At 48.1% G+C, this 15831-nt stretch carries 16 protein-coding genes; 13 read left to right on the forward strand and 3 right to left on the reverse strand.

Annotated elements, in window-relative coordinates; all coding sequences use genetic code 11:
- Window positions 1-198: hypothetical protein (locus CLOSYM_RS22990; protein WP_021641447.1), on the forward strand; the 198-nt coding region annotated here is incomplete at its 5' end.
- Between the two features lie 117 nt (window positions 199-315).
- On the opposite strand, the gene CLOSYM_RS06355 is transcribed toward CLOSYM_RS22990, so the two are convergent.
- On the reverse strand, window positions 316-609 hold the full coding sequence (locus CLOSYM_RS06355; RefSeq protein ID WP_021641448.1) for a hypothetical protein: 294 nt from the start codon (window positions 607-609) through the stop codon (window positions 316-318).
- A gap of 444 nt (window positions 610-1053) precedes the next feature.
- Here CLOSYM_RS06355 and CLOSYM_RS06360 point away from each other — a divergent pair, with 444 nt between their 5' ends.
- From CLOSYM_RS06360 to CLOSYM_RS06370, 3 genes are read left to right on the forward strand one after another with little or no spacing between them, the layout of a single operon-like run.
- Entirely contained in the window at window positions 1054-1824 is a 771-nt protein-coding gene (locus CLOSYM_RS06360) for an ABC transporter ATP-binding protein (protein ID WP_021641450.1), read from the forward strand.
- Window positions 1817-3679 (forward strand): COG1361 S-layer family protein, encoded by a 1863-nt coding sequence (locus tag CLOSYM_RS06365; protein WP_021641451.1) that lies wholly within the window; start codon window positions 1817-1819, stop codon window positions 3677-3679. The genes CLOSYM_RS06360 and CLOSYM_RS06365 overlap by 8 nt, the downstream gene beginning before the upstream one ends.
- The gene (locus CLOSYM_RS06370) at window positions 3666-5024 is read left to right on the forward strand and encodes an ABC transporter permease (RefSeq protein WP_009297980.1); all 1359 of its coding nucleotides are present in this window, start codon (window positions 3666-3668) and stop codon (window positions 5022-5024) included. Before CLOSYM_RS06365 ends, CLOSYM_RS06370 begins: the two co-directional genes overlap by 14 nt.
- A 6-nt stretch (window positions 5025-5030) precedes the next feature.
- Here CLOSYM_RS06370 and CLOSYM_RS06375 read toward each other — a convergent pair whose 3' ends face one another.
- Window positions 5031-6383, reverse strand: a complete 1353-nt coding sequence (locus CLOSYM_RS06375; RefSeq protein WP_021641452.1) for an MATE family efflux transporter — start codon at window positions 6381-6383, stop codon at window positions 5031-5033.
- 199 nt (window positions 6384-6582) lie between these two features.
- On the reverse strand, window positions 6583-6747 hold the full coding sequence (locus CLOSYM_RS22995) for a hypothetical protein (RefSeq protein WP_003507629.1): 165 nt from the start codon (window positions 6745-6747) through the stop codon (window positions 6583-6585).
- Between the two features lie 199 nt (window positions 6748-6946).
- Here CLOSYM_RS22995 and CLOSYM_RS06385 point away from each other — a divergent pair, with 199 nt between their 5' ends.
- The 9 genes from CLOSYM_RS06385 (at window position 6947) to CLOSYM_RS06425 (ending at window position 15790) form a co-directional block, all read left to right on the forward strand.
- Complete coding sequence (locus tag CLOSYM_RS06385; protein ID WP_044902202.1) at window positions 6947-7864, forward strand: GntR family transcriptional regulator; 918 nt, start codon at window positions 6947-6949, stop codon at window positions 7862-7864.
- Window positions 7861-8268, forward strand: coding sequence for a GntR family transcriptional regulator (locus CLOSYM_RS06390; protein ID WP_009297986.1), 408 nt, complete (start codon window positions 7861-7863; stop codon window positions 8266-8268). Before CLOSYM_RS06385 ends, CLOSYM_RS06390 begins: the two co-directional genes overlap by 4 nt.
- A gap of 384 nt (window positions 8269-8652) precedes the next feature.
- Complete coding sequence (locus CLOSYM_RS06395) at window positions 8653-10272, forward strand: ABC transporter substrate-binding protein (protein ID WP_021641455.1); 1620 nt, start codon at window positions 8653-8655, stop codon at window positions 10270-10272.
- A gap of 113 nt (window positions 10273-10385) precedes the next feature.
- Entirely contained in the window at window positions 10386-11330 is a 945-nt protein-coding gene (locus CLOSYM_RS06400) for an ABC transporter permease (protein ID WP_004462001.1), read from the forward strand.
- Between the two features lie 19 nt (window positions 11331-11349).
- Window positions 11350-12366 (forward strand): ABC transporter ATP-binding protein, encoded by a 1017-nt coding sequence (locus CLOSYM_RS06405; protein WP_021641456.1) that lies wholly within the window; start codon window positions 11350-11352, stop codon window positions 12364-12366.
- Window positions 12367-12382: 16 nt separating this feature from the next.
- Complete coding sequence (locus tag CLOSYM_RS06410) at window positions 12383-13201, forward strand: ABC transporter permease (protein WP_003507609.1); 819 nt, start codon at window positions 12383-12385, stop codon at window positions 13199-13201.
- 28 nt (window positions 13202-13229) lie between these two features.
- Window positions 13230-14207 carry an ABC transporter ATP-binding protein gene (locus CLOSYM_RS06415; protein ID WP_021641458.1) on the forward strand — a complete coding sequence of 326 codons (978 nt, stop codon included), beginning with the start codon at window positions 13230-13232 and terminating at the stop codon, window positions 14205-14207.
- A 96-nt stretch (window positions 14208-14303) separates the two neighbouring features.
- Window positions 14304-15386, forward strand: a complete 1083-nt coding sequence (locus tag CLOSYM_RS06420; protein WP_021641459.1) for a phosphotriesterase family protein — start codon at window positions 14304-14306, stop codon at window positions 15384-15386.
- A 68-nt stretch (window positions 15387-15454) separates the two neighbouring features.
- The gene (locus tag CLOSYM_RS06425; protein ID WP_003507606.1) at window positions 15455-15790 is read left to right on the forward strand and encodes a TIGR04076 family protein; all 336 of its coding nucleotides are present in this window, start codon (window positions 15455-15457) and stop codon (window positions 15788-15790) included.
- The last annotated feature ends 41 nt before the right edge of the window (window positions 15791-15831 follow it).

Here is a 15831-nt window from a genome sequence, read left to right on the forward strand (position 1 = left end):
CCACCATCCCGTCCGCTGGCCGTACCGGCGGCGTTCTACGGGAATGCCGGCACGGGAAAAACGAAAGCAGTTTTTACGGATGAAGATACTGAGGAGGAAATTTTAGATACGGCTTTGGCGGATGATACAACAGTTACAATATCACCGGTACGAACGAATAGCATTTCAGAAATCATGACGGAAGCAATTACCGGATAGAACTAAACATTAAGGTAAAGAAAGACTGATATGGAAAGGAGATTCCAAGGCCTCAGAACGTCCTTCCGGCGAGGACGTTCTTTTGCCATAACGGATTAAACTCTATCCGGCAAATCTTTAAATTTCCATCTGCTCACTTTCCGTCAGGAACGAGAGGCAGTCCATAATTCCCGCCATATAGGCCAGCACATTATTATTTGTGTCGATTTCTTCCCTTACTGCCAGCAGCTCGTCAACGGCCCGGCGCTCCTCCTGGGTCAGTTCTAATTCGCTGAATTTCCGTTCGGCTTCCTGCAGCTTATCCCAATGGTTACTGCAGCTTCGATCCATTTTATAAAATTCTGCAATCGTATCACCGGACATTCTGTCTGCCAGTCTCTTTAAAATTTTCCAGTATTCTTTTTTCATCATTGATGTCTCCTTTAAGTATGAATTATGTTATCGGTTATCTGTTATCTGTTATCTGCAGTCTGCACGGCCTGAGGCGGTCCCCGGCATCCCGTGCTCCTTCCGGTTTTCCGGCCGTATCTCTGAGATGTACATTTCTCCGCCGGTCTTGACGGACGAAAGTTTTCCATGGCATAAGCTCCTTCTACTGTTGATAAAAATATGGTATATGGAATAAAATCACCTCGGCCTGCCCGGATACGGCTCATATAAATGAAGCGTAGATATCAGTATCAGGACGGTTTTCCCTGTAAGAAAAGTTTAAGGAACTTTAAGAAAAATAGGGTGGGACAAAATCGGTCTATTATGTATAATAAGATAGAACAACCATTCTAGCAGTCCGTAAGACTGAAATCCACAATTAATAGTCAGGACCGTCGGCTGCAGAACAATACGGGAGGAACAGACTTGGAAGAAATCGGCAAAGAACAGATAAAAGAGAGGATTCCCGCCATACAGGTGAGAAATTTATATAAAGTATACCGTGTCGGAGAGACAAAGGTATACGCCTTAAATGGTGTGGATTTTACAATGTATAAAGGTGAATTCTGTGCCATCGTCGGTACCTCCGGTTCCGGGAAATCCACACTTTTAAATATGCTTGCGGGCCTTGAGAAGCCGACAAAGGGGGAAATTGTCATTGCCGGGAAACATATTGAAAAGCTGAATGAGAACCAGCTGGTTTCTTTCAGAAGGGAAAGGGTCGGCTTCATCTTTCAGTCCTATAACCTGCTGAACACAATGAATGCGGTGGAGAATATAGCGCTGCCCCTGTCGTTCCAGGGAATTCCCAAGAAGAAACGGATAGACAGGGCCCAAAAATATCTGGAATTAGTGGGCCTTGAAAAGGTCGGCAGGCATATGCCCAACCAGATGTCAGGAGGACAGCAGCAGCGTGTGGGAATTGCCAGGGCGCTGGTGGTTCATCCTCAGATTATCTTTGCCGACGAGCCGACCGGAAACCTGGATTCCAGGACAACGATGGAGGTTCTGAAACTGATGCAGAAGATTGTGCGGGAACATAACCAGACGCTTGTCATGGTCACCCATGACAACCATCTCGCTACATATGCGGACAGGATATTTCATATTATCGACGGAAAGATCGTAAAGATAGAAGAGAATCACCAGCGAGCCGGTGAGGAGACAGAAGACAGGGAGGGTGCTCAGGATGAATAAATGGAAAAGACTGCCGGTTATTGCATTGCTTGTAATGCTGCTGGCGATAACGGGAACCAGGACGGTAACAGCCGAGATGCTGGATATGAATGAGTTTAATGATGATATGATTACCGTTAACAAGGTGCCGAGAGGAAAAGCGGGAAGCAAGATTTCGATTAAGATGACAATCCATAACACCGGCACAAAGGGTGATAACAACATAGAGAAAATCAGGCTGGCCAATTCTTATGAATATGAGCGGATTATGGAGCGGCAGTTTGGAGAGGCTGACGACGGCGAAGACGGCGATCTCCGCTGGTACGATAAGTCCTTCCCGTTTGAGGCAGATTCTTCAACCTTCAAGGAGAAGGATGTCAACGTAAAACCCGGCTCTTCCAAATCGGTCACATTGAGCTATAAATTAAGGCGGGATCTGGCGGCCGGATACTATCAGGCATTCTTTATTATTGACGGAGGCACGGAGGTCGGAGTTAATATCTGGGTTTCCGCCTATGACGGCTCCACCGAAGAGGATGAAAATACGAAAATCGAGTACGATTTTTCGATTGGAGACGGTCAGTTTACCCCTTTTGCCGCTTATAACCAGGTGATGAATTTTGGCGTCAACCTGACGAATACGGGATTAAAAAAGGTCTACGACGTGCGGGTGGAGATGCAGCTCGATGCCGATGTGACAAAGTTCCCCTTTAATATTAACGAAGGAAATTACAGCCGGAAGATGGGGGATATGGAGCCGGGACAGATGGTTACGGTTCCCTACAGTATGGCGGTACGGGAGGACGTAAAGTCGGGATTCTTCCCGATTCATTATCTGGTATCCTACCGGGAAGAGGAAAACGGTGATTTTTCAGAACCGGTTGACCTTATATTTTATGTCCGCGTCAAAGGAGAAGACGATGATAAACTTTCGTCCGATGCGGGTGAAGAGGACAGAACAAAGGCCAGAATCATAGTCGACAGCTTTTCTACGGTTCCTGAAGAAGTGTTCGCAGGCCAGCCGTTTGAACTTCGGGTCAGAATGAAGAATGCCTCGTCTAATGTAACCTCCAGCAATATCATGTTTACCTTTGCCTCGGAGGAAGTGGAGAGCAGTCCTGTCTTTACTTCAGATTCCGGTTCGACTTCCATGGTAGTCAATCAGCTGGCGCCCGGCGCAACAACGGATCTGGTAATGGTATTTAAATCATCACCGACAGCGGAGCAGAAGTCTTACACGATGACAATCAAAGAACAGTATGACAGCCCGGAATTTAAGAATGCAAAGGAAGAAGTGAAGATATCAATACCGGTAAAACAGGTTCCGAGACTGAATACGGGAACGATTGAAGTCATGCCGGACAGTATTAATGTTGGTTCCGAGACCAATGTTATGTTTGGTATCAATAATACCGGAAAGGTCCTTTTATATAACGTTATGGTGCGTTTTGAGGCCGATTCCATTCAGACGACAGATGCTTATGTCGGCAATATCAAACCGGGTGATACCGGAAATCTGGACACGATGGTCTCCGGCGTGGCTCCGACCACAGATGAAGGCAAAGTGAAAATTATTATTTCATATGAAGATGAAAATGGATTGACAACAGAGGTGGAGAAAGAGATGATCCTTTTCGTCAATGAGCCGATGGACGACCTCGGAGGAATGGAGGCCGGAAACATGGACGTTGACGGAATGGGAGGAGCCGGCGGCATGGATGGGATGAACGGGGAACAGACCTTTTTCAGCCGGTATAAGAAGGTGATTTTCCCGGCAGCCGCGCTTTGCATTATCATAATAGGAACAACCGTAATCGTTATCAGGAAAAAGAAGAAGGCAGCGCAGGAAGAAGGAATGGACGATGAGATTCTTTGATCTTTTATCAATGAGTGTCAACAGTCTGCTGCGGAGAAAGCTCAGGACGTTTCTTACAGTCCTGGGAGTGGTGATAGGAACTGCCTCCATTGTGGTCATGATCTCCCTGGGAATCGGACTGAATAAATTCACGATGGAGCAGTATGAATCATCCGGCAGCCTGACGGCGATACGTGTCTATAATTACGACAGGGGAAACACGAATGATAAGACAAATCCGGAAGATGGTTTTATGACTGATGAAACCATGAAGGTTTTTGAGCGGATTCCTCATGTGGTCTCCGCTTACCCAAAGCTTAACATGTTTGTCATTATGAAGCAGGGTGTCTATGAGGGAAATATCCAGTTGATCGGAGTTCCCCGGGCTTCCATGAAGGACATTAAACTGGGACAGGGAGAGCTTCCTTCCCCCGATTCTCCGGATCTTGAGATGGTGGTGGGAAATATGGCGGCCCAGAATTTTTACAATTCAAAGACAGGAGAAGGATACTGGGACAGCGGTGAGATGCCGGACATAGATTTTATGAACAAACCGGTATTTACAATATTCGATACCGACAGCTATTATCAGTCCAAATACCCGTCCGGCGGGGATGGCAAGACTGCGGCAAAACCGCCGAAGAAATATATGCTGAAAACAGCCGGGATTGTTGAGGGAGGGCCGGAGGACTGGAATGAATACAGTTATGGCATATACGTTGACATTGAAAAGCTGAAAACCCAGCTAAAACAGATCTTCAAGAAGAAGCCGATACCCGGGCAGCCGACGAATAAAAAGGGTAAGCCCTATAATTACTTTGTCTATGAGCAGGCAACCGTGAATGTGGACGACATGAAGAATGTTATTGAAGTTCAGAAAGCAATTAATAATATGGGATACGAAGCAAACAGCCAGATGGAATGGCTGGAGCAGTCCCAGAAGCAGTCCAATATGGTTCAGGCCGTGCTGGGCGGTATCGGAGCCGTCTCCCTGTTTGTAGCGGCGATCGGCATTGCCAATACGATGATGATGTCCATCTACGAGAGGACAAAGGAGATTGGTGTTATTAAAGTACTCGGATGCGCAATGGGAAATATCAGAAGCATGTTCCTGATAGAGGCCGGATTTATCGGCTTTGTCGGCGGAGTTGCCGGTGTAATCCTGAGCTACGGCGTATCATTTCTGATTAATAAATTCCTGGCGGGAGCTTTGCTGTACGGTATGTCCAGCAAGCTGTCAATGATACCGCCGTGGCTTGGATTTGCTTCCATCGGTTTTGCCATATTGATTGGTATGCTGGCCGGATTCTTCCCGGCGCTCAGAGCCATGAAACTGAGTCCGCTGGCGGCAATCAGGAATGATTAAAACCACCTAGTCAACTGTCGTCACATCCTGTTTCCATCTCCCGGTGGCAATATAGGCGAATACCAGGATTCCGCCCCCGAGGGTGGCGGCAGGGACGGCGATTCCAATTCCCAGGATTCCCATATTAAGACCCAGCGCAAGAGCCCAGGCGACGGGGATACGGATAACAATTCCCTGAAGAACATTGCTGCACAGAGTGATCAGGGTATGTCCGGTACCGGTGATAAAGCCGTTGGCGGAAAAGACAAATGCAGTCAGAAGATAGTCTGCACAGAAGCCGCGGATATACAGTGTGCCGTACCGGATTACCTCGGGTTCTCCGCGGGCCAGTATGCTCATAAACTGCGGCGTGAAGCTGATGCTTGCCAGGAACAGGGGAATACCGACTATGAGAGAAAGTCCAATCCCTTCTTTCAGGCAGGAGAGGGCGCGCTCATATTTTCTGGCGCCGATATTCTGGCCCGACATGACCGCCATGGCTCCCGACATTGCGGAGCTGGGAAGCATGGCAATGTTATTGAATTTACCGGCCAGCTGAGCGGCTGCGGAAGCCGCGTAACCATACTGGTTGATCAGAGCCGTCAGAAACATGAAGGATACGGATGAGATACTGTTCTGAACGGCAGCGGGAAAGCCGATTTTAATAATTAAAAGAACCTTTGTACGGCTGAGCCTGAGATTCCTGCGTGTCAGCCGGAATATACTGCTTTTTCTGATCAGATATGCTGCGGAAATGACAAAACTGACTGCCTGGGATAGTACCGTTGCCCAGGCGGAGCCGTTCGGGCCCATTTTGAAGCCGGCAACAAATAAAAGGTCCAGAAACACATTAAGGGTCCCTGATATGGTTACAAATATCAGGGGCCTTTTAGAATCTCCGGTTCCGTTCAGAACCGAACTTATGGCATTGTATTCAAATACAAAAAAATTTCCCAGCATGCAGATTTGCATATAACTGCACGCATTCTCAAAGGACTCGGCGGGAGTTCTGAGCAGAACCAGGAAGGGGCGGGCGGCAATGTACATGACGGCAGTCATAAAGACGGCGGCTAAGGCAAACAAAGTCAGCAAGGTTCCGATCGTCTGCTCTACATCCTCCCCGCGCCGCGCTCCGACATATTGGGATATTAAGACGGTTCCGCCGGAGGCGAAACCGATTATCAAAAATGTAAATGCAGATACAATCTCGCCTCCAATGCCGACTGCCGAACTTCCGGCAGCTCCGTTGACCCACTGGACGATCAGCATATCGGCAGTCATGTACAGATTTTGAATCAGGCTGGACAGGAAGAATGGAAAACTGAATAGGATCAGCTGCCTTCTTACACTGCCTTCGGTAAGACTGTGTCCAATCTGCATGAGGTGAAACTCCTTTTCTTAAGTTTCTGGTTGTACATCTATTATGATAAGTCACAAATTATAATTCATAAATTATCAGTGCATCCGGTTTTCCGGAACTTGTTCCGGTTTTTGGCTGAGGGTGTGCGCGGCGGCCGGCATGAATCAGTTCGATGGAGTTTACGGCGCTATGGTGTTTAATCTCATCGGCACAGTCGATCTAATAGGGGAGTATCTCTTCTGCATCGAGGGGGACCATACGGCCGCGTGTTTTACCGGCAGAACAGTCTGACGGATTTTCTCCAATGGTTACAATACCGGCGCCGCCTTTTGCGCGTTCTCCGCAGAGGGCTATGTTTGCCGGAGTAAAATATTCTTCCGGCATAAGATTGGAGACGCCCATGGGTGTCACTGTTAGACCAATCATACAAAAAAAGCAGAGTGAAGTCATTTCAGAAAACAGGCAGTTTATTTTAATATTTGTGCATCGGAGCGGAAAATGATCTAGCCCAATGCTGTAAATGGTATATTTTTTATTAAAAATATTGTATAATTATAATCCAGGAGACGAGGTGGGACGAGATATGAGAATCAAAATCGATATGAACGGCAATTCACCGGCTTATATACAGATGTCGGCTCAGATTGCCGCGGCAATCAGGGCGGGAGAATACAGGCCGGGCGATAAACTGCCGTCGGAAGCAGAATTCTGCCATGAGACGGGACTGGCCAAAGGCACGGTCAGAAAGACATTCGACAAGCTGGAAGAAGAAGGCTATATCCGAAGAGTGCACGGAAGCGGCACTTATGTTCAGGGCTGGCAGCCGGAACTGCGCAGGATGGTGCAGTTTGATAATAGCTGCAAAAAAGAAGGAATGAAACCGGACGAATGCTACCGGCTTTTGAAAGAAGCCTGCGGCCGTTTTTTTGCCGCTGATATTCCGGATCAGGCAGCGATGATTGACTGTACCCCGGAGATAGCGGGAGATATTACGAGAGAACTTGTAAAAATCTGGAACTTTGATATGAAATACTATCAGATTGACGGAGTACGCGCCGGAACATTTATCCCTCCGGAGGAGATATGGATTACAACAAAAACTCATTTTGAAGAGATTCTGGCTGTGGCTGAGAAGGCTGGAAAGGCACTTTTGCAGGTCAGGCTTTCGGTTCCCGCTACGGAAGAAGAGGAGATTGCCGCTTTGGATGATGACTGTCTGCTGGGCATAGTGTATGACAGCCAGGATTTCCTGATGCATATCAGCCATACGCTGGCTTTGCTGGGAAGGCATAATACATATTATCTCTGCCAGAAAGAAGAATGGTGCGATAAAAAAAGAGCCATTCGGACAGAGGACATCATATGGCTGGTTTCCGTGCAGGAGGAAGAGATTATCAGGCAGATGGAGACGATGGGCAGCCATTATATTGTATTCAATTACGGGGTAACGAAGGATTCATTGGATGAAATCAGGGCAATTATGGAGCAGAGAAGAAAATGACAGATAAAAAACCAGAGAAGAAAGAAACGCCTGTTTATGGAAAGATTGTGGATGACGTCAGAAGCAGGATTGAGTCGGGACAGTGGAAAGAGGGTCAGAAGCTTCCCGGAGAGAGGGAACTCTGCAACCTGTATGGTGTGGCCCGGGGAACATTAAAAGCCGCTTTTTCCGAGCTTCAGAAAGCAGGGCTTATCAGACAGGTCCGGGGAAGCGGAACTTATGTGGAAAAGCGGGATGGGAGAGGGAATGCTTTGGAAAAACAGGCGGATGAACTGGTAGCTTATCTGGCCTCTTTAAAACTTTCCAAGGCTGAGATACTGTCTCTTGGAAGAACGATAATCTACAGTGATATAACGGCCCAGCACTTCCATAAGCAGCCGCTGTGCGATGACCGGAAAGAATAGAATGTACGGCCGCACAACACGCTTAGCGAGGCACAGAAACGGCAAGAAACGCAGTTTCGCGCCGTGAACCCCGGGTTTCCGTGCAGAATGCGCACGAAAGCACCCCGCGGAACACAACCGTGTGAACAGTAACGGGAATGAAACGGAGAATTAAAATAATTACAAATATATATTGACAATTTACAAAAAAAAATAGTAAACTTTGGACAAGTTACCGATTGGTAGTGAAGCAATCTGAGATATTGAAATGTGTGTGGAATTTCAGAAAGTTTTGCTAACCTTTATTTTAGTGAAAGCAATTCTATAATCAAATCAGTAAGGATATCGGTATTTCAGTCATTGCTTCCGTTCCTGTTAACGTATTAAGGAAAAGGAGAGAAGCAAATGAAGGGAATCAAAAATTTTAAAAGATCCAACAGGAAATATCTTGCGCTGCTTATGGCCGCATTGACGGCAGCAGCCTCATTGAGCGCATGTTCCGGAAGTACCTCGGGTGATGCGTCACAATCCTCATCAGCAAAAACAGAAAATAATGGAAGCGGTGCAGCCGGTTCTGTGCTTCGTGTGGGAAGAACATGGGACTCCGGGAGCGGCAACTTTGATCCGGCAACCTTCTCGGGGATCTCATTTCAGTTTGGCCCGGATGTGTTTGAATCGCTTCTTACCTACAACGACAAGCAGGAACCGGCTCCGTATCTGGCTGAGTCATGGGAAACATCCGATGATTTGAAGACGTATACGTTCAAGCTCCGTGAAGGCGTTCAATTTCACTATGGCTTCGGCGAGATGAAAGCAAGCGACGTCGTATTTTCAGTCGGCCGCCTTTTGGACCCGGCCATTAACAACACGGCAACCAATTCAACAAATCTCGGCCTGGCCAATATCGAAAGCGTCGAGGCCGCCGATGATTACACGGTTGTCTTTACTTTGAAGGAAGGAGACGTATTCTTCCCTGATAAAGTTGCCAGATCTTACCTAACCATTACCAGCCAGAAGGCAGTGGAAGAAATGGGTCTGGAAGAGTACCAGAAACGTCCGATCGGAACCGGTCCATTCATGCTGGAAGAAGGCGGTGTTCCCGGAGAAAAATATTGTACGGTTAAATTTGACGATTACTGGGGCCAGAAAGCAAAGCTGGACCGTGTGGAATATTATGTAATTCCCGACGATGTAACGCTTGCCAATGCGATGGAAGCAGGCGAGATTGATACATATGACGTAAACAATCTGGAAAAAGTGGAAGAGTATATGGCCGATCCGGATACTTACGTTCTTCTCAACGCAAGGGATTCCGCGCAGTCCTATATCGGAATCAATGCGAATTTCGAGCCGTTAAATGACCCGAAGGTACGAGAAGCGATTGCATTAAGTATTGACCGCGATATGGTTTGCGATGAGTATTTCAAAGGCACGGAAGAAAAATCCAAAGGTTTCCTTCCAACCTTCTGCCGCTATGCACTGGAAGACTACTGGAACCCGGAATATAATCCGGAGAAGGCAAAACAGCTGCTTGCAGAAGCCGGATACCCGGATGGTTTTGCCATCGACATGTATGCTCCTAATGATACGCTGAGCGCAGGACCGGCCACATTAGTGCAGCAGTTCCTGACACAGATAGGCCTGAAGGTGGATCTCCAGACTGTGGATTTCGGCGTATGGCTTGATAAGGCAAAGGCCGGAGAAATCCCGATTTATCTGTTCTGGGATTCCTGTCCTGTTATTCCTGACAACGTGTTAAAACAGTTTACAAGCGAGAGCACAATCAACTACATTGCTTACAATGATCCTGAGTACGACAGAATCGTGGCGGCAGCGGTGGAAGAAAACGATCTGGCAAAGAAAGCGGAGCTTTACAATGAAGCACAGAAAAATATCATGGATTCCGGCTGTCTCTATACGATGACTACATACTCTATTCATCAGGTTGTCAACCCGAGAGTAAAGGACCTTAAGATTACGACAGGACTTATGCTTACCTGCAGAGAGGCGTATATCGAAGAGTAAGGTTACGACGGCAAAGCGCGCGGGCCTGCCGCACGCAGCCTGCGCGCTTTGCAATGCGGTAGTTGTATAGCGCTGGACAATTACCAGTACGGTATAAATTTAAGGAGTAGTCTATGAAAAAATATTTTGGTATGCGGGTTTTGATGGCGATACCTACCATTTTAGGCGTGTTCCTTGCGGTGTTTCTGATCATCCGGATGGTGCCGGGTGATCCGGCTTCCGTTATGCTGGGCAAAACTGCCACCCCGGAAGAGATCTCACTGTTCCGTGAGCAGAACGGCCTGGATGAACCGCTAATGACGCAGATGGTAATCGCGGTAAAGAAATTCTTCACAGGCGATTTGGGAGAATCTCTTTCTTCCCATAAAAAAGTGACGGAACTTTTAAAGGAACGCTTTCCCAGGACGCTGGAGCTGGTGTTGTGGGGAATGATACTGAACTCCATCCTGGGAATTATATGGGGCGTTGTCGCCAGTGTGTATCGCGGCAGATGGCCCGATTACATGATTAGCGGCATGAGTACCATAGGTATGTCGCTGCCGTCATTTTACGTGGCGATTCTGGTGCTTGTAGTTCTGGCTGTGAAGCTGAAGCTGATACCGGTTATCGGCATTCAAAGTGAAAATGCCAATTACTTTCAGACCATTGTAGCTCCTGTTCTTACGATGGTTCTTGCCGGAAGCGCCCTGACCATCCGTACGACCAGGTCAAGCATGCTGGAAGTGATGGGAGAGGATTTCATCAGAACCGCCAGGGCAAAAGGGCTGAGCGAAAAAGCCGTTTTATTTAAGCATGGTCTGAGAAATGCGGCGATTCCGATTGCCACGATTATCGGATATAATCTGGCATCCAGTTTCGGCGGTTCCATTGTAATTGAGACGGTGTTCAACAGGCCCGGTATCGGAAAGCTTTTGATGGACGCGGTGACGAAGAGAGATTATCCCGTAGTCCAGGGAACGGCCGTATTCATCGCCATTCTGCTGATTGTCGTAAATCTGTTGACAGATGTCATGTACAGCATTATCGATCCGAGAATCCGTGTTCAGTCGGACAAATAAAGGAAAGGCAGTTGGGACAATGAGTGTAATACAGGAATGTATGCAGGATAATGACAATATCCTGCAGGTTGAAAATATATGTAAATACTATAAAGCCGGCAGCGGCAGATTATTTGATAAAACAGTTTTCAAGGCTGTCAATCAAGTGTCCTTTTCTGTAAAACGCGGAGAAACCTTCGGTCTGGTGGGAGAATCCGGCTGCGGAAAAAGCACTCTGGCGAAGCTGGTCATGAAACTATTGGAAGCATCGGGCGGCAGGGTTTTGTTTGACGGGCAGGATATTACAAAAATGCCGAAGAGGCAGCTGGATGCGATCAGAAAGGATATGCAGATAGTATTTCAGGATCCTTATGATTCCCTGAATCCCCGCTTTAATTTAAAACAGATCGTGTCCGAACCGATGGAAAATTTCGGATACAGCAGACAGGAAATCGATGCGCGCGTTAAAGAGCTGTTTCAGGAAGTCGGCCTGCCGGAGAAGCTGATGGTGCGCTATCCCCACCAGTTATCGGGAGGGCAGAGACAGAGACTCTGTATTGCCAGAAGCCTGGCCCTTTCACCGAAGCTGTTGCTCTGCGATGAGGTGGTGTCGGCTCTGGATGTATCCATACAGGCTCAGATACTGAACCTTCTGCTGGATTTAAAGGATAAAAACGGCCTCACCTATGTTTTTATTTCCCATAACCTGGCAGTCGTCAAATTTGTTTCGGATAAAATCGGAGTCATGTATTTCGGAAAGCTGGTAGAGGTAGCGGGAAAGGACGAGCTGTTTGAAAACTGCCTCCATCCCTATAGCTGCGCCCTGCTCTCGGCAGTTCCCATCCCCGATCCCGACGTGAAGACGAAACGTCTGATATTGGAAGGCGATCTTCCCAATCTTATGAATCCGCCGAAGGGATGTATCTTCCAGGACAGATGCCCGTTTGTAAAGGATATCTGCCGCAGGGAGGAGCCGGAGCTTACCGAGTTTACGCCGGGTCATCAGGTAGCCTGCCACAGGGCCGGAGAACTCGATTTGAGAATTGTTGAGGAATAGGCAGGAGGATAAAGCTATGATTAAATTTTTGAAGAAAAATAAGGGGATTGCGGCCGGCCTGTTCATCCTGACTATCATTGTCTGCCTGGCGGTGTTTGCCGACTTTTTAACTCCTTATGCATTTGATACGATAACGCTGTCGGATAAATTACAGCCGCCAAGCGCCGCCCACATCATGGGTACGGATAATTTCGGCCGTGATATCTGGACAAGAGTTATCTACGGAGCCAGAATTTCCCTGACCGTATCGCTGGCGGCCGTGGCGCTGGGACTGGTTCTCGGCTGCCTGCTCGGCCTGATGGGCGGATACTTCAAAGGCCCGTTTGACTTTGCCCTGGGCCGTGTTATGGACATATTCATGTCATTTCCTTCGATTCTTCTCTCACTGTTAATCGGAATCGCCCTGGGACCGTCCATTCTCAACATGTGCCTATCCCTGGGAATTCCGCTGATACCGGCATTCTACCGCGTCACAAGGGGAGCGGCCCTGAATGTGGGGGAGAGAACTTATGTTATGGCGGCCAGGTCCATGGGCACGAAAAGCAGTAAGATTTTGTTCCGCCACATTCTGCCCAACACTCTGCCGCAGATTTTTGTAATTCTGTCCTTCAGTGTCGGCGGCTCCATCATGGCGGAATCTTCCCTGGGTTATCTGGGCTTCGGTATTCCAAAGCCGACACCGTCCTGGGGGCTTGTAATCAGCGAGGGCAAGAGCTACATATTCAACGCCCCGTGGATTGCCGGTTTTTCCGGCCTGATGATTGCGCTTACAATCTTTGCATTCAACCTTTTGGGAGACGGTATCAGAGATTACCTGGATCCGAAATTAAAATAATGGCAGTGACGCTTTAGGAGGTACGAAGTTGGAGAATGATAAAATTTTGGAAATAAAAAATCTGTTTGTAAAATTTCCAATGGACGGCGGAGCAATTAATGCGGTAAACGGCGTTAACCTGTCACTGGGTAAAGGTGAAACTCTGGGAGTGGTAGGCGAGTCCGGCTGCGGAAAGAGCGTTACGATGTCAACGATTCTACGGCTTGTAAAGACGCCGCCTGCAAGGATTGAGGGGGAGATTTACTATAAGGGGCAGAATATTCTGGATATGCCGATGCGGGATTTTACCAGAATCAGAGGGAAAGAGATATCAATGATATTTCAGGAGCCGATGACCAGTCTCGATCCGGTCATTAAAATCGGGCCGCAGATAGCAGAGAGCCTGATGCTGCATGAAAAACTTCTGAAGAATGCGGCTATGGCAAAGGCGCTGGAGCTTTTGAAACAGGTGGAGATTCCCAACGCGGAAAAGCGGATTAATGATTACCCGCACCAGTTATCCGGCGGTATGCGCCAGAGAGTCATGATTGCAATGGCGCTGGCCTGTAAACCGCAGATTCTGCTGGCGGACGAACCGACGACAGCTCTTGATGTAACAATACAGGCGCAGATTATGGATTTGATCAAGAAGCTGAGAGGCGAATACGGAATGAGCATCATGATAGTAACTCATGACCTGGGTGTTATTTCCGATGTAGCCGATCGCGTCGTCGTATTTTACAGCGGACAGATTGTTGAGGAGGCCCGTACGGCCGACCTCTTTAAGCATCCGAAGCACCCTTACACAAAGGGGCTGCTGGCATGTATACCGACCCTGCAGACAAAAGCGCAGCGCTTACAGGTTATCGAAGGAAATATCGCAGATCCGGCAAACCGCCCAAGCGGCTGTCCTTTCCACCCAAGATGCCGTTATGCGACAGAGCGGTGCAGGAAAGAGAACCCGAGGCTGTATCCATGCGGAGACGGCCATATGGCGGCCTGCCATCTGATGGAAGATAACGGCTGACGGCGGATGAGCAGGAAAGGAAAATTAACAGAATATAGGAACGGGACGGCCGGTTAAGAAAAATGGAAGACGGCCGGTTAAGTTCAGGAGGAAACTATGTCAAGAATAACGACTGTATGCGGCGATATTGCGCCGGAAGAGCTGGGATACACCGATATGCATGAGCATGTGATGTTCGACGGAACAGATATGGGAAACATCTGCCGCCCCGGGATGCCGGGAAATCTTCCAATCCAATGGGAAGATAAGATATCGTTGGAAAATATCGGCCTTTTGAAGCGTAACTTCACGCTGTGCCGGGATGCAATGAATCTGGACGACGAGGAGGTTATGACGGGAGAGGTGGCTGATTATAAAGAGTCGGGAGGGGATTCACTTCTGGAACTGAGTGTTCCCGGGATCCGGCTGAACGTGGCTGCAATCAAAAGAATCTCAGAAAAAACGGGAGTTAACATTATTACGGCAACCGGATTTTATATCGAATCATCGTGGATGGGCCGTTTTGACGGATGGAATACAGCGGATTTCTATAAACGTATCATGGACGAATTTGAGAACGGAATTGAGGGAACCGGAATAAAACCAGGATGTGTTAAAATCGCTCTTTCCAGCTTCACCCAAAGAGAGGAGATGTCCCTGAGGGCAGGCGGGCAGGCGGCGAAGGAAACGGGAATGTCCATAACGGTGCATCCCTGCGGCCGGGGAGGAGGAGAACCCGGTAAGGTGGTGGAGATCTTAAAGGAAGAAGGCGTACCGGCGGAAAAAATAGTCATTGCCCATGTGCCGATGGCCAATAACCGGGGATTATCTGAGATGATTCGCTATCCGGAGCTGTGGGCGCTTAACCTTGATGTGGCAAAGTCAATACTGGCGGAAGGAGCCAATATATCGGTCGAATTCATGTCCGGGCAGATAGATTTAGAGGCGCTGGGCTCCCAGTCCAATCCGGATTATATGAAGCTGGCAGGTCTTGTAAAGCTGATCAATGAAGGCCACTGCCGTCAGATGGTGCTGGGGACCGACATGTGCGTGAAAACAATGACCAGACGCTGCGGCGGAGAGGGCTACTGCCGGCTGACCAAATTTGCCGTGCCGGCATTGAAGCAGTACGGCGGTGTATCGGATTATGCTGTCAGAAGCATCATGATTGAAAATCCGGCCAGGATTCTGGCGTATTAAGAGCCGGAAATAACAGCGGATTAAATGAAAACTAAAAACTTAATATAAAAAGAAAGAGGTATAAAATCATGGCAGAAATGTACAAAGTAAAATTAACCGTATTAAAAACAGCAATTTATCCGGAGCTGGCAGAAAAATATTTATCGATCGGAAAAGAACTGAAACCATGCGGCGGCTTTAAGGAAGGCCAGGAAATTATTGTAGACGCCTTTATGAACTGTCCGGAGGGCTTCTGCGCCCAGGCCTGGGCCGCGCTCTATCCACAGATGCTTACTATAAGCCGCGGCGGTTCCTATGCGCCATGGACAAAAGAGGATGGTGTGGAAGTCGGCTGCTGTACAGACGGCCTCAGACCGGTGACATTCCTGATCGAGAGAGACGAAGTACAGCCATTTGACGTATAGCCAATTGAATAATCCCCCCTGTTATGATATACTATGAGCAC

The sequence above is a fragment of the [Clostridium] symbiosum ATCC 14940 genome (assembly GCF_000466485.1).
GTDB classification, from domain to species: Bacteria; Bacillota; Clostridia; order Lachnospirales; family Lachnospiraceae; genus Otoolea; species Otoolea symbiosa.

Coding starts and splice junctions, on each gene's coding strand:
- CLOSYM_RS06385 (WP_044902202.1), top strand. CDS start 6,947: ATGAGAATCAAAATCGATATGAACGGCAATTCACCGGCTTATATACAG.
- CLOSYM_RS06375 (WP_021641452.1), bottom strand. CDS start 6,383: ATGCAGATTGGACACAGTCTTACCGAAGGCAGTGTAAGAAGGCAGCTG.
- CLOSYM_RS06355 (WP_021641448.1), bottom strand. CDS start 609: ATGATGAAAAAAGAATACTGGAAAATTTTAAAGAGACTGGCAGACAGA.
- CLOSYM_RS06410 (WP_003507609.1), top strand. CDS start 12,383: ATGATTAAATTTTTGAAGAAAAATAAGGGGATTGCGGCCGGCCTGTTC.
- CLOSYM_RS06400 (WP_004462001.1), top strand. CDS start 10,386: ATGAAAAAATATTTTGGTATGCGGGTTTTGATGGCGATACCTACCATT.
- CLOSYM_RS22995 (WP_003507629.1), bottom strand. CDS start 6,747: ATGCCGGAAGAATATTTTACTCCGGCAAACATAGCCCTCTGCGGAGAA.
- CLOSYM_RS06420 (WP_021641459.1), top strand. CDS start 14,304: ATGTCAAGAATAACGACTGTATGCGGCGATATTGCGCCGGAAGAGCTG.
- CLOSYM_RS06390 (WP_009297986.1), top strand. CDS start 7,861: ATGACAGATAAAAAACCAGAGAAGAAAGAAACGCCTGTTTATGGAAAG.
- CLOSYM_RS06425 (WP_003507606.1), top strand. CDS start 15,455: ATGGCAGAAATGTACAAAGTAAAATTAACCGTATTAAAAACAGCAATT.
- CLOSYM_RS06405 (WP_021641456.1), top strand. CDS start 11,350: ATGAGTGTAATACAGGAATGTATGCAGGATAATGACAATATCCTGCAG.
- CLOSYM_RS06395 (WP_021641455.1), top strand. CDS start 8,653: ATGAAGGGAATCAAAAATTTTAAAAGATCCAACAGGAAATATCTTGCG.
- CLOSYM_RS06370 (WP_009297980.1), top strand. CDS start 3,666: ATGAGATTCTTTGATCTTTTATCAATGAGTGTCAACAGTCTGCTGCGG.
- CLOSYM_RS06365 (WP_021641451.1), top strand. CDS start 1,817: ATGAATAAATGGAAAAGACTGCCGGTTATTGCATTGCTTGTAATGCTG.